At 60.3% G+C, this 13247-nt stretch carries 10 protein-coding genes; 6 read left to right on the top strand and 4 right to left on the bottom strand.

All coding sequences use genetic code 11. The features are described 5' to 3' along the window. Window positions 1-127: 127 nt before the first annotated feature. Window positions 128-244 carry a cytochrome c oxidase subunit CcoM gene (gene ccoM / locus HX814_RS31635; RefSeq protein WP_003210916.1) on the bottom strand — a complete coding sequence of 39 codons (117 nt, stop codon included), beginning with the start codon at window positions 242-244 and terminating at the stop codon, window positions 128-130. 143 nt (window positions 245-387) lie between these two features. Beyond that, the gene (locus HX814_RS31020) at window positions 388-645 is read right to left on the bottom strand and encodes a hypothetical protein (protein WP_146014684.1); all 258 of its coding nucleotides are present in this window, start codon (window positions 643-645) and stop codon (window positions 388-390) included. A gap of 37 nt (window positions 646-682) precedes the next feature. Between HX814_RS31020 and HX814_RS31015 the strand changes: the two genes are divergently transcribed. The 3 genes from HX814_RS31015 to HX814_RS31005 all read left to right on the top strand — a co-directional run bounded on the left by HX814_RS31015 (window position 683) and on the right by HX814_RS31005 (window position 3307). After that, window positions 683-1555, top strand: a complete 873-nt coding sequence (locus HX814_RS31015) for a LysR substrate-binding domain-containing protein (RefSeq protein WP_102368259.1) — start codon at window positions 683-685, stop codon at window positions 1553-1555. Window positions 1556-1643: 88 nt separating this feature from the next. Further along, on the top strand, window positions 1644-2114 hold the full coding sequence (locus HX814_RS31010; RefSeq protein WP_003210913.1) for a RidA family protein: 471 nt from the start codon (window positions 1644-1646) through the stop codon (window positions 2112-2114). Continuing rightward, window positions 2111-3307 carry an aminotransferase class V-fold PLP-dependent enzyme gene (locus HX814_RS31005; RefSeq protein WP_371318542.1) on the top strand — a complete coding sequence of 399 codons (1197 nt, stop codon included), beginning with the start codon at window positions 2111-2113 and terminating at the stop codon, window positions 3305-3307. The genes HX814_RS31010 and HX814_RS31005 overlap by 4 nt, the downstream gene beginning before the upstream one ends. Here the strand turns inward: HX814_RS31005 and HX814_RS31000 are convergent. Further along, window positions 3304-3645: a hypothetical protein gene (locus HX814_RS31000; RefSeq protein WP_008430424.1), complete on the bottom strand. Its 342-nt coding sequence runs from the start codon at window positions 3643-3645 to the stop codon at window positions 3304-3306. The genes HX814_RS31005 and HX814_RS31000 overlap by 4 nt on opposite strands. A 216-nt stretch (window positions 3646-3861) precedes the next feature. Here HX814_RS31000 and rapA point away from each other — a divergent pair, with 216 nt between their 5' ends. Beyond that, window positions 3862-6708: an RNA polymerase-associated protein RapA gene (rapA, locus tag HX814_RS30995; RefSeq protein ID WP_003210909.1), complete on the top strand. Its 2847-nt coding sequence runs from the start codon at window positions 3862-3864 to the stop codon at window positions 6706-6708. 185 nt (window positions 6709-6893) lie between these two features. Here the strand turns inward: rapA and HX814_RS30990 are convergent, their stop codons facing one another. Further along, window positions 6894-8240, bottom strand: a complete 1347-nt coding sequence (locus HX814_RS30990) for an MFS transporter (protein ID WP_003210907.1) — start codon at window positions 8238-8240, stop codon at window positions 6894-6896. 281 nt (window positions 8241-8521) lie between these two features. Between HX814_RS30990 and HX814_RS30985 the strand changes: the two genes are divergently transcribed. Beyond that, window positions 8522-10783, top strand: a complete 2262-nt coding sequence (locus tag HX814_RS30985; RefSeq protein WP_023659115.1) for a bifunctional diguanylate cyclase/phosphodiesterase — start codon at window positions 8522-8524, stop codon at window positions 10781-10783. Window positions 10784-10989: 206 nt separating this feature from the next. Then, window positions 10990-13167, top strand: a complete 2178-nt coding sequence (locus tag HX814_RS30980; RefSeq protein WP_177010098.1) for a hypothetical protein — start codon at window positions 10990-10992, stop codon at window positions 13165-13167. Window positions 13168-13247 lie beyond the last annotated feature (80 nt).

Raw genomic sequence — 13247 nt, 5'->3', positions numbered from 1 at the left:
TAAGAGCGGAACCATAAGTGGCCATTACCGCAGCAACGGATATGTACACAAATCAAAAAATCCAAAACAAAAAAAAGGCGACCGAAGTCGCCCAAAATGCCTTGCGTGCTCATGTATCCGAAAAGACCTAAGGCCTCTTACGCTTATTAGCGTCTTTCCAGATAAAAATTCCAAACCCTACAAAGAACATCACCATGAGGCCAACCGTCAGCACTCCGGCAAACACCACATTATCGAAAAACATGACCGGCCTCCTGCACTTGCCCTGTTGCGATAGGGCTAAGTTAACCAAGAAGAAGAAAGAAGAAATTGACGAGGATCAATGTCGCCCGCGACGGAGCGTAAAGAAGGGAAATAACTGACCTGCATCAAACGATGCAGGCTATATCAACGCTTTTTCGGTTTGCTTTTCGGCTTTTTCTTGGGCTTCCCCAACGGCATCGCCTGTTCAAACGCCTGGCGCACTTCATTCAGTCGCTTGTCATTCAGATCATGAACACGTTTGGCCCGTTCGGCATTCAGGTCAATCAGCTTGTCATCGTCACTCATGGCTTGGCTTACGTAATGGCTTGGATGCCCCAATAATGCGTCCTGCGCCAATCCCGCGTAAACAAAATCGATGTCATCCCGCGCATTTGCCCGCAAAATCCCCCCATCCCAACCCTCACACAGAGCGTTCGACGTGGCACTGCACAAGGACCTTCCCCCACTCCTGGCCCTGCGCGCCTTTGAGGCCGTGGCCCGGCATTTGAGTTTTATCAAGGCCGCCGCCGAGCTGTCAGTGACCCAAAGCGCCCTCAGCCATCAAGTGCAGAAACTCGAACAGCACCTGGGCAAACCGCTGTTTATCCGACGCACCCGCGCCATCGATCTGACCGAAGACGGCCAACACTACTACGACCAGATCCGCCCCGCCCTCGACACCATCGCCGCCGCCACCCGCCAGCAGCAAACACCGCCCGCCACCAGCGTACTGCGCGTCGGCCTGCTCGCCTCGTTCGCCACCTTGTGGCTGGCACCGCGCCTGGCGGGGTTTCTCAGCCGCTACCCACACATCCAGGTGGAGTTGGTGCCGGCGATTCAGTTGGCAGATGTCGCCGCCGCCGAGGTCGACCTGGCGATTCGCTACGGCAAGGGCGACTGGACCGACGTGCAGGCCACGCGCCTGATGAGCGAAACACTGTCACCCGTCTGCAGCCCGGCGTTCAAGGCCAGCCAACTGGCCAATGGCCCGCTGCTGATGGCCACCTCGCACCGCCCTTTCGAGTGGACCGACTGGTCCCGGCATTATCAGGTGGATGTGGAGCACTACCCCAAGGCGCTGCTGCACGACTACAACATCGTGGTCGAAGCCGCCGTCGCCGGCCAGGGCATCGCCATGGGCCGTCACCGCCTGATCGAACGCAGGCTCAAGGAGGGCACATTGGTGGAGGCCTTCGACTGGCCGCCCTATCAAAGCGAGATCGGTTACTGGCTGATTGCCCCGCATGGCGAAACCAGCACGGCGGCCGCTTGTTTCAGTGAATGGCTCAGGGAAATCTGCGCTGACGCATGAGTTATTTCGATACGTCGAGTTAAATCTATCCGTTTGTCGGCGAAAATCGCCCCGCCCATGCTGAAGACTCTTTCCAAGAGGATTCATCATGAGCCACTCCATCTCACAACGCGTACAAGCCCTCGGCCTGAGCCTGCCGACACCCAGCCAGCCGATTGCCAACTACGTGAATTACGTGATCAGCCAGAACCAGCTGTTCATCTCCGGCCAAATCCCGCTGCTGGACGGCAAACCGACTTACATCGGAAGACTCGGCGAATCCATCAGCGAAGACGAAGGCGCCAAGGCCGCCGAACTCGCGGCGCTGGGCCTGCTGGCCCAATTAAGCGATGCCCTGGGCGATGACCTGTCGCGACTGGTGCGCATCATTCGGTTGGGCGTATTTATCGCCAGCAGCGGTGATTTCCAGCGCCAGGGTGCAGTCGCCAATGGCGCTTCGAACTTGCTGGTCAACGCCCTCGGCGACAAAGGCCGGCATGCCCGTACGGCCGTGGGCGTCGCCAGCTTGCCGGGCGGCGTAGCCGTGGAGATCGACGCGATTTTCGAGTTGCAGCCGTGACTGCGCTGTCCCTGACCGAGGTCCGGGAGCTGCGGGACGAAACGCCGGGCTGCCAGTCCGGCATCGCCCACTTCAACCACGCCGGGGCCTCCCTGCCCAGCCAAGGGACGCTCGATGCAATCATTGACCAGTTGCAGCGCGAAGCCCGCGACGGCCCGATGGAGGCCGGCGAACACGGCGCACTGCTGACAGAAAAAGCCCGTCGCGCCGCCGCGCAACTGCTCAATGCGCCCGTGTCATCGATTGCCTTCGCCAGCAGTGGCTCGACCGCCTGGAGCATGGCGTTCCAGGCGTTGGGCCCGTGGCAGCCAGGCGACCGCATTCTGGTGGGCCGCCACGAATGGGGCGGCAACCTGGCGAGCATGCAGACGGCCGTGCAATCGGGTGCACAAGTAGAAGTGATCCCCTGCGATGAAACCGGCGCGGTCTCCGTCGCCGGCCTGGAAGCCATGCTCGACGCCCGGGTGCGGTTGATCGACCTGACCTGGCTCCCCGCCAACAGCGGCTTGATCAACCCGGCCGAGGCCATCGGCGCGTTGGCCAGGCGTCATGGCATTGCCTATTTCATCGACGCCGGGCAAGCCATCGGCCAGGTGCCGGTGGATGTGCAAGCGCTGCACTGCGATGTGCTCAAGGGCGCCGGGCGCAAGCATCTGCGCGGCCCACGCGGGACCGCCCTGCTCTATGTGCGGCCGGATTTTCTCGAGCGCTTGAACCCGGCCCAACGCGATGTGTTTTCGGCGCCCTGGAGCCCTGCGGGATTTGACTTGCGCAACGACGCCCGGCGCTTTGAAACCAGCGAGGTGTCGTTCGCCTTGCTGGCAGGCCTGGGGAATGCGTTGCTGGAGGTCAATCGATTGGGGATCGAGCGGGTCCGCGAGACGGTCCGGCTGTTAAGCGACACAATCCGTGAACAATTGCGCCGAATCGACGGGATTACCTTGCATGACCTGGGAACCAGCGCAAACCAGTCCGGCCTGATCGCGTTCAACCTGGCCGGCTGGGACGCCTTCGAGCTCAAGCGCCGCCTGGGCCTCAAGCGGATCAACATCGGTGCCAATGGCGTGCCCTACACTCCACTGGACATGCAGGCCCGCGAGCTGGACAGCGTGGCGCGAATCTCCGTGAGCTACCTCAATACGGCGCAAGACATCGAGCAACTGATCGCCGCCCTGCGCGAACTGCGGGATTAAACCTCGACGTCCACCCACAAGCCTTGCCGTGGTGCGTCTTCAATCAACGGCACCACCGGCACGGTGTTGTCGGCGTTGAGTTCGTCACCGGGAACAGCCAGGTGCTCCTGCGAGTCTTCATCGGCTTCGCGGCGACGCTTTTGCTGTTCCTGCTGGCGACGTTGCTCCTCGCGCAGCAGCAAAGCCGCTTCCTCGGGATCGCGCTTTTGCAAGTCGATGGTACTTTCGTTGGAGCCTGGCTGAACCGGCGCCACGGGCGGGATATCCGGCTTCTGGCGCACCGGGTCAAGCTGCGACGTGACCGGCACAACACTCAAGGGCAGCATGGGTGGCAGCATATTATTAGTCTCCTGTTCAGCAGACTGTCGGCTGCGTGGGTGACGACTTGAGCGTCAAGCCGCCAACTTGTGAACCAATCGTCATCTATCCGACGAAGATACCGCCCTTTTTCTTGCCGCTTGTAGCTTAAAGCTCGAAGCTGCACCTATTCCTTTTGGTCTGGAAGCCGTGTTCCGTTAGAATAGTCGGCTTTTTCACGGCGGGAGTCAGGCAGCATGGCGCAGCAGTATCAACCGGGGCAACGCTGGATTAGTGACAGCGAAGCAGAGCTGGGGTTAGGCACCGTTCTGGCACAGGACGGCCGCTTGTTAACCGTGCTCTATCCGGCCACTGGCGACACTCGCCAGTATGCGCTACGGAATGCGCCCCTCACTCGCGTGAGGTTTTCGCCGGGTGACACCATCACCCATTTCGAAGGCTGGAAAATGACCGTGCAAGAAGTCGACGACGTCGACGGCCTGCTGGTCTACCACGGCCTCAATGGGCAAAACGAGCAGGTCACCCTGCCGGAAACCCAGCTCTCGAACTTCATCCAGTTCCGCCTGGCCAGCGACCGTCTGTTCGCCGGCCAGATCGACCCGCTGCCCTGGTTCTCCCTGCGCTACCACACCCTGGAACACACCAGCCGCCAGTTGCAGTCCTCGCTCTGGGGCCTGGGCGGCGTGCGTGCGCAACCGATCGCGCACCAACTGCACATCGCCCGTGAAGTCGCCGACCGTATCGCGCCGCGGGTTCTGCTGGCGGACGAAGTGGGCCTGGGCAAGACCATCGAAGCCGGCCTGGTGATCCATCGCCAGTTGCTGTCGGGTCGCGCCAACCGCGTGTTGATCCTGGTGCCGGAAAACCTCCAGCACCAGTGGCTGGTGGAAATGCGCCGCCGCTTTAACCTGCAGGTCGCACTGTTCGACGAAGAGCGCTTTATCGAAAGCGATGCCACCAACCCGTTCGAAGACACCCAGCTCGCGCTGGTGGCCCTGGAATGGCTGGTGGACGACGAGAAGGCCCAGGACGCGCTGTTCGCGGCCGGCTGGGACCTGCTGGTGGTCGACGAGGCGCACCACCTGGTCTGGCACGAAGAAAAAGCCAGCCCCGAGTACTCGCTGGTGGAACAACTGGCCGAAGTGATTCCGGGCGTGCTGCTGCTCACTGCAACCCCTGAGCAACTGGGCCAGGACAGCCACTTCGCGCGCCTGCGCCTGCTGGACCCGAACCGTTTCCACGACCTGCACGCCTTTCGCGCCGAGAGCGAAAACTATCGCCCGGTGGCCGAAGCCGTCCAGGAGCTGCTGGACAAGGGCCGTCTTTCGCCCGCCGCCCACAAGACCATCCAGGGTTTCCTCGGCGACGAAGGCGAAGCGCTGCTGACCGCCGTCAACGATGGCGACGCCGAAGCCAGTGCCCGCCTGGTCCGCGAACTGCTGGACCGCCACGGCACCGGCCGTGTGCTGTTCCGCAACACCCGCGCCGCGGTGCAAGGTTTCCCGGAGCGCAAGCTGCACGCCTACCCGCTGCCGTGCCCGGACGAATACCTCGAGCTGCCCCTGGGCGAGCACGCCGAGCTGTACCCGGAAGTCAGCTTCCAGTCGCAGCCGGACGTCGATGAAGAACAACGCTGGTGGCGTTTCGACCCGCGCGTCGAATGGCTGATCGACCAGCTGAAGATGCTCAAGCGCACCAAAGTCCTGGTGATCTGCGCCCACGCCGAAACCGCCATGGACCTGGAAGACGCCCTGCGCGTGCGCTCCGGCATCCCGGCCACGGTGTTCCACGAGGGCATGAACATCCTCGAGCGCGACCGCGCTGCCGCCTACTTTGCGGACGAAGAATTCGGCGCCCAGGTGCTGATCTGCTCGGAAATCGGCAGTGAAGGCCGCAACTTCCAGTTCTCCCACCACCTGGTGCTGTTCGACCTGCCGTCCCACCCGGACTTGCTGGAACAACGGATCGGCCGTCTGGACCGGATCGGCCAGAAACATGTGATCGAACTGCACGTGCCGTACCTGGAAACCAGCCCGCAAGAGCGCCTGTTCCAGTGGTACCACGAGGCGCTGAACGCGTTCCTCAACACCTGCCCGACCGGCAACGCCTTGCAGCACCAGTTCGGCCCGCGCCTGCTGCCGCTGCTGGAAAACGCCGACGACGGCGAGTGGCAAGGGCTGATCGACGAAGCCCGTGCCGAGCGCGAGCGCCTCGAAGCCGAACTGCACACCGGCCGCGACCGTTTGCTGGAGCTCAACTCCGGCGGCGCTGGCGAAGGTGATGCGCTGGTGGAAGCGATCCTTGAGCAAGACGACCAGTTCACCCTGCCGATTTACATGGAAACCCTGTTCGACGCCTTTGGCATCGACAGCGAAGACCATTCGGAAAACGCACTGATTCTCAAGCCCAGCGAAAAAATGCTCGACGCCAGCTTCCCCCTGGGCGACGACGAAGGTGTGACCATCACCTACGACCGCAACCAGGCGCTGTCGCGCGAAGACATGCAGTTCATCACCTGGGAACACCCGATGGTGCAGGGCGGCATGGACCTGGTGCTGTCCGGTTCCATGGGCAACACCGCCGTGGCGCTGATCAAGAACAAGGCGCTCAAGCCGGGCACCGTGTTGCTGGAACTGCTCTACGTCAGCGAAGTGGTTGCTCCGCGTTCGCTGCAGTTGGGCCGTTACCTGCCGCCGGCGGCACTGCGTTGCCTGCTGGATGCCAATGGCAATGACCTGTCGGGCCGCGTGTCGTTCCTGACCTTGAATGACCAGTTGGAAAGCGTGCCGCGGGCCAGCGCCAACAAGTTCGTGCAGGCCCAGCGCGACCAGCTGACGCCGCGGATCAACGCCGGTGAGGAGAAGATTGCCCCGCGTCACGCCGAGCGTGTGGCCGAGGCTCAACGTCGCCTGGCGGCGGATACCGACGAAGAACTGGCGCGCCTGACCGCGTTGCAAGCGGTCAACCCGACCGTGCGCGACAGCGAACTGGTTGCCCTGCGCCAACAGCGCGAGCAAGGCCTGGCGATGCTCGACAAGGCGGCGCTGCGACTGGAAGCGATTCGGGTGTTGGTCGCGGGCTAACTTCGCCGCCCTACCCTGCCAAACAAAAAGGCCCGCGCAATGCGGGCCTTTTTTATTCACTGTAGACATCGTTGTTATTGATGACCTCTTCGCGAGCAAGCCCGCTCCCACATTTGACCGAGTTCCATCTTGAGAATGCGGTCAAATGTGGGAGCGGGCTTGCTCGCGAAGGCGTCACCTCGGTCTCAGGCAGTAACCGCCCTGGCCGGCACCTCCACCACCCCCAACCCATCCTTCATCCGCTGGGCATCGCGCACAAAACTGCGGGACGCCTGGAACAGAAACAGCATGGTCAAAAACAGCGCCACCGGAATCAGGTACATGGCGTCATGCAGTCCCACCGCCTTGTAAGCCTCAGTCATCTGCTGGGCACCGTCGGCATACATCGCCGAATGGGCAAAATGATCCGACAACCCGCCCACCACAATCGGCCCCATGCCCCCGCCCAGCAAATACAAGCCGGCGAAGAACAATGCCATCGCCGTCGCCCGCAGGCGCGGCTCGACCACGTCCTGGATCGCCGTGTACACGCAGGTGTAGAAGTTATAGGCAAACAGCCAGCCGACACTGAACAGCGCCACAAACACACCAATCTCGATCCGCCCCGCGTGCAACGCCCAGGCAGTGGTCACTGTAGAGATAATCAAACTGCACGCCGCGAACAGCAGCCGGCCGTTAGCGATGCGTTGATGGATCTTGTCGGCAATCCAGCCACCCAGGGTCAGGCCCACCAGGCCGGTAATACCGACGATGACACCGGTGGCGACTGCCGCATCCTGCAACGGCAGCAGGAAATAGCGCTGCAGCATCGGCACCAGGAACGAGTTGCAGGCATAGGTGGCGAAGTTGAAGCACAACCCGGCCAGCACCAGCCAGAGGAATGTCGGCACCGCCAGCACCCGGCGAATCGGCCGGTCGACTTTCTCCTGGGAGACTTGCACGGCTTCCGCCGCGCCGCGCTTGGGTTCCTTGATGTAGAACATGAACACCGCAAGGATCAGCCCCGGCACCGCGGCAATAAAGAATGGCGCACGCCAGCTGTCGAACGCCTTGACCATCGCACCAATGGTGAAGAAGGCCAGCAACAGGCCCAAGGGCAGGCCCAGCATGAAGATCCCCATGGCCCGGGCACGGCGGTGGGCGGGAAACAGGTCACCGATCAGCGAGTTGGCCGCCGGCGCATAACTGGCCTCGCCGATGCCGATGCCCATGCGCACCAGCAAAAAGGTCCAGAAACTGCCCACCAGACCATTGACCGCTGTCAGGCCACTCCACGCCGCCAGGCCCCAGCCCATGAGTTTGCTGCGCGAGCCGGTATCGGCCAGGCGCCCCAGCGGCAAGCCGGCAATTGCATAAACAATGGTGAACGCGGTACCGATGATCCCGAGCTGGAAGTCGCTGAGGTGCCACTCCATGCGGATCGGCTCGATGATGATCGCGGGAATGGTGCGGTCGAAAAAGTTGAACAGGTTGGCCAGGAACAGCAGGAACAGAATGCGCCAGGCATTCGCCGCTTGGGTCGAGTTCTGCATGGGTCCGTCTCTTTTATTGTTATGTGAGCCGCGATGCCAGACGCATCCTGAGCCCGGAACCTGCAATCTAGTCAGCCTCGTGGGGATTGTCTGTAATGATTCGTAAGTCTGATGTCACTCCATCGGGCGACCCGGGCGGTCATCCCTAATCATTTGGTTCTAGTTGTTTATAAACTCATCGCCAAATGATTAGAAGCAATCTGCCATCAATCCTTGTAACTCGCTCACGCTCTCTATACTGAAAGACGCAGTCAGACTAAAACTCTGTGACGGGACATGCTATGGAATGGCTTGGTTTGCATTTTTTTACCGACCTTCCGGACAGTGGGCACTTATTACTCAATTGCAGTCATAACCCCTTTCTGGTGCTACTGGCTTACGTGGTGGCCTGTGCAGCGGGCTTCGGCACCCTGGACATGGCCGAGCGGGTCGGCCATGTCGACAACCCCAAGGCTCAACGGCACTGGCGCTGGGTAGGCGCGGGCTGCCTGGCAGGCGGCATCTGGTCGACCCACTTCATCAGCATGCTGGCCTTCCAGGCGCCTATCGCGATTCACTACGAATTGATCATGACGTTCGCCTCGCTGCTGATCGCCCTGATCGCGGCGCTGTTCGCCATGCAAACCCTTAGTCATCCAAGGCTGCGCGCCCACCAATATGTGCTGGCGTCGGTGTGGATGGGGCTGGGTATTGCGCTGATGCACTACGTGGGCATGTCGGCCATGCGCTCCGAGGCGGGCGTGTATTTCGAGACTGGCTTGTTCCTCGCCTCTGTGTTGATCGCGATCGGCGCCAGCCTGGCGGCGTTGCTGCTGTCGCTGTACCTGCGCAACGGCACCGGCATGTTCCATCAATTGCTCAAGTACGCGGCCAGCCTGGTGCTCGGCGCGGGCATTATCAGCATGCACTTCACCGGCATGGCGGCCATGCAGCTGCTGGTACCCGAAGACCTCGTACAGTCGGCACTGCCGGTGGACAACAACCCGGTCCAACTGGGGCTGCTGGTGGCGGTCATCGCCCTGCTGGTGATTGGCAGCAGCATCAGTGCTGCCCTCGCGGACAAGAAGCTGCAACACAAGGAAACCGACCTGCGCCGGGTCAACGCCCTGCTCACCGAACTGGACCAGGCCCGCGCCTCGCTGCAACAGGTGGCGCATTACGATGCCCTGACCACCCTGCTCAACCGCCGTGGTTTCAACCAGATCTTCGCCGAGAAACTCGCGGAAAAAACCGCCACCGACGGCATGCTGGCGGTGATCTTCCTGGATATCGACCACTTCAAGCGCATCAACGACAGCCTCGGCCATGACGCCGGCGACGAACTGCTGACGGTGCTGGCCGGCCATATCAAAAGCTCGGTGCGCAGCCATGACGACGTGGTCGCGCGGTTTGGCGGTGATGAATTCTGCATCCTGATCAGCATCCATCACCGCGATGAAGCGCGGCACATGGCCCAGCGCATCATGCAGAAAATGAAAGACCCCATCGAACTGGCCGGCCGGCGCATGGTGATGACCACCAGCATCGGCATCAGCCTGTTTCCCGAAGACGGGAAAACCAGCGAAGAGCTGCTGAAGACCGCTGACCTGGCGCTGTATCAGTCCAAGGATGCCGGGCGTAACAGCCTGAACTTCTTCAGCTCCAACCTGAAAACCCGGGCCTTCCTGGAACTGCAGCTGGAAGAGGAACTGCGCGCCGCACTGCGGGGCAAGAACGAGTTGGTGCTGTTTTACCAACCGATACTTGACCTGAAAAAAGGCAGGGTCACGCGCCTCGAAGCCCTGGTGCGCTGGCAACACCCCCAACATGGCCTGCTGACCCCGGACCGGTTCATCGGCATTGCCGAAAGCAACGGGCTGATTGCCGAACTGGATCACTGGGTGCTGCGCCAGGCCTGTCACGACCTGAGCCTGCTGTCGGAACAAGGCCACACCGAATTGGTCATGGCCGTGAACTGCTCGGCCCTGAACCTGACCCGTGACGAGTTGGCCGATGAGATCGAAAACGCCCTGCGCTTCGGCGGGATCGCGGCCAATCGCCTGGAACTGGAAGTGACCGAGAACGCGCTGATGGGCAATATCAGCAGCACCCTGGCATTGCTGCGGCAAATCCGCGCCCTGGGCGTGTCTTTGTCCATCGACGACTTCGGCACCGGCTACTCGTCCCTCGCCTACCTTAAGCGCCTGCCGTTGAACACCTTGAAAATCGACCGTTCATTTATCCAGGATATCCCCAAGTCGAACGCCGACATCGAGATCGTCCAGGCCATTATCGGCATGGCCCACACCCTGCACCTGCAGGTGGTGACCGAGGGCGTGGAAACCCTGCAACAATTTGAAGTGGTGCAAAAACACGGCTGTGATTTTGTTCAGGGTTACCTGCTCAGCGCTGCGGTGCCGTTGAGTGATATCAGCGCGGTGATCAACAGCCTGGACCAGAACAACCTGTTCAGCCTGCTGGGCCTGACGGGGGGTGACCCCGCGCCGAAAGACCCGCCTTCGGGCCGTGCGGGCCCGGCGTCCATCGTTCGGCCAATTCGCTGACGCCGTTTATTTGGCAAATCGCCATCATTTCACTAAAGAACCCCGACGAACGGCCGATTCATCAGAGTCCGGCCAGGCTTTCCCCTTAAAACCCTAGGGTTAAACCCTATCGCCCAGGACCAGGACGCACTGTAAAGTCGCGATCTCTCATTCTGTGATGGCTATTTGATACTTACTCAGCCATCCGTCCAGGCACATGGCGCACAATGACTTCTAAAAATAACTCTGCCACCGCGGTATCCGACGTGTTGCTGACAGCCCCTGCGGAAAAACCCTCAGGTTCAAAGTCATTGAGCACCGCCCGCCCACTGGCCACCCAGCAGTACCTGTACTTCACCGAAACCAACACCGACCGCATCCTCGACAACCTCGACGGCCTGCGCGACATGGTGTTCCCGCGCGCACCGCACCTGGAAGTCGACGGTGAACTGCGCAATGAGCAGGAATTCCCCTCGGTGTGCCTGATCGGCCTGGGCCGCTGTGGCTCCAACATTGCCCTGGATGTGGCAGAGCTGGTGTACAACGCCCGCAAGTTCTACCTCAACGAATTCAGCAACGAAGACAAATCCACCGACAAGGGCTACCGCCCCGCCCAGTGGATTCGCAACAACCTGCGCCTGGGTTCGAACAAGGGCACCAAACCGGTGTTCCTGGTCGAGCCGCTGGTGATGCTGGGCGACCTGGACAAGGACATTGCCGGGCGCATCCGTTTCTCGCGCAAGGGTGAGAAAATCGGTTTCCTGCGGGACTACAGCAAGATGAAAATCATGGACCTCTCGGAAGTCCATGCCGGCGGCGCCGGTAACGCGCCGATCCTCGGCCAGTACCTGGCCAAGATCATCCTCAACAAAGACACCCAACGTTTTTCCAGCCCCGACTGGAAGATGATCCACTCGTACCTGATCGACTCCTGCGGCATCAAGGCCAACCAGTCGCGCCTGTACTTCTCGATCTTCAGTGCCGGCGGCGGTACCGGTTCAGGCATGGCCTCGGAGTTCGGCCTGGCCCAGCAGCACTCGTACATGAACAAGACGTTCGACACCAAGCCCGCCGATGAACATGACAGCAAAAGCGGTCACGCCTTCGTGTTCGAACCGATCTTCACCAGCGGGATTTGTGTGCTGCCGAACATCTCCGATCACCGCAGCGAAATGTCCGAGGCGCTGCACATCAACGCCGGGCGGCTGTTGTGCAAATACCTGTCGGAAGAATGGGACTTCTCGTACAACTTCGACAATGAAGACAGCAGCGAAGCCAGCGTGAAAGGCCGTATCCGACCGTGGAACGCGATGATGCTGATCTCCAACGACATCATGCGTTACGCCGAGGAAAGCGATGACGGCAACATCCAGAACATTGATGTCAATGCCATGGAAAAGCACGCCAACCAGTACATCTCGCAGCAGATCTTCAACATTCTGACGGCCCAAGCGGTTACCACCGACTACGACCAGAACTATTTCCGTCGCGCCGGTATCGACATTGGCGAGACCATCCGCCTGGATGCCAACGACCTGTTCATGAGCCTGGCCGGCCCGGTGGCGATTGCCTATGCCGAATCGGTGGTGCCGGAAACGCCGGCGCCTTCGAGCGACAAGTTCAAGGTGTTCGAAAAAGAGCCGCAGCGGCTGAACATCGACGACCTGTTTTTCCGTTCCATTGATCTGCCGCACTTCAACAAGGTGACCCAGGCGATCGAAGGCATCAGCCTGTTGCCGATTGAGTCCAAGCGGTACAAGGCCTCCCTGGAGCAGTACAAGAATTCCGGCTATGACGCGGCGGCGTTGCATGACTTGCATTTCTTCAAGAACTGCTCGTCGGTGGTGTCGATTGTGTCGTTGCCCAAGGATTACAAGCTGTCCTATATGGACCTGAATCGGCTCAAGACGCACCTCAACAGCCTGTTTCCCAATACGACGCTCAAACGGTATGCGCTGGTGATCGGGGCGTCGGCCAACTTGTCGCTCACGACCTTGATCGCTAAAAGCCCGTGCCTGTCGGATGATTTTTTGACGTTGATCGTGGCATTTATCAAGCGCTGTTTTGCGCGTAATCCGTATCGGTTTGATGACACCTTGGATAATTCGATCCTGGATTTCATCATCCATGAGGATTTTGATGAAGACCGGATTGATGAGCTGCTCAACGAGTTCGAGAACCCGGCGAAGATCCTGGATACCAACTGGTATGCGATCAAGCCGATGTACGAGAAGAAGTATCGTGAGTTGATCAACGACAAGGACAAGTTTGTGTCGATCAACGATATTCGTCTGTCGCGGGATTGTGTGAAGAAGGCGATCAAGTACCTGCGTGAGATTTATCGTCACCGGATTGGGAAGACCAAGGTTATTTCGCTGAATAACCATACCGGGAAGACGGCGTAGGCTTTGTTGCTGAGGTGGGGTGTATATCCGTTATTTGGGTGATGGCTTATATCGGTTCCGCTCTTACAGCGGCTCACTTT

The organism is Pseudomonas sp. C8002 (genome assembly GCF_013385765.1).
Taxonomy (GTDB): Bacteria; Pseudomonadota; Gammaproteobacteria; order Pseudomonadales; family Pseudomonadaceae; genus Aquipseudomonas.
The sequence above is the reverse complement of the archived record's forward strand: the minus strand, read 5'-3'. Positions and strand labels throughout refer to the sequence as shown.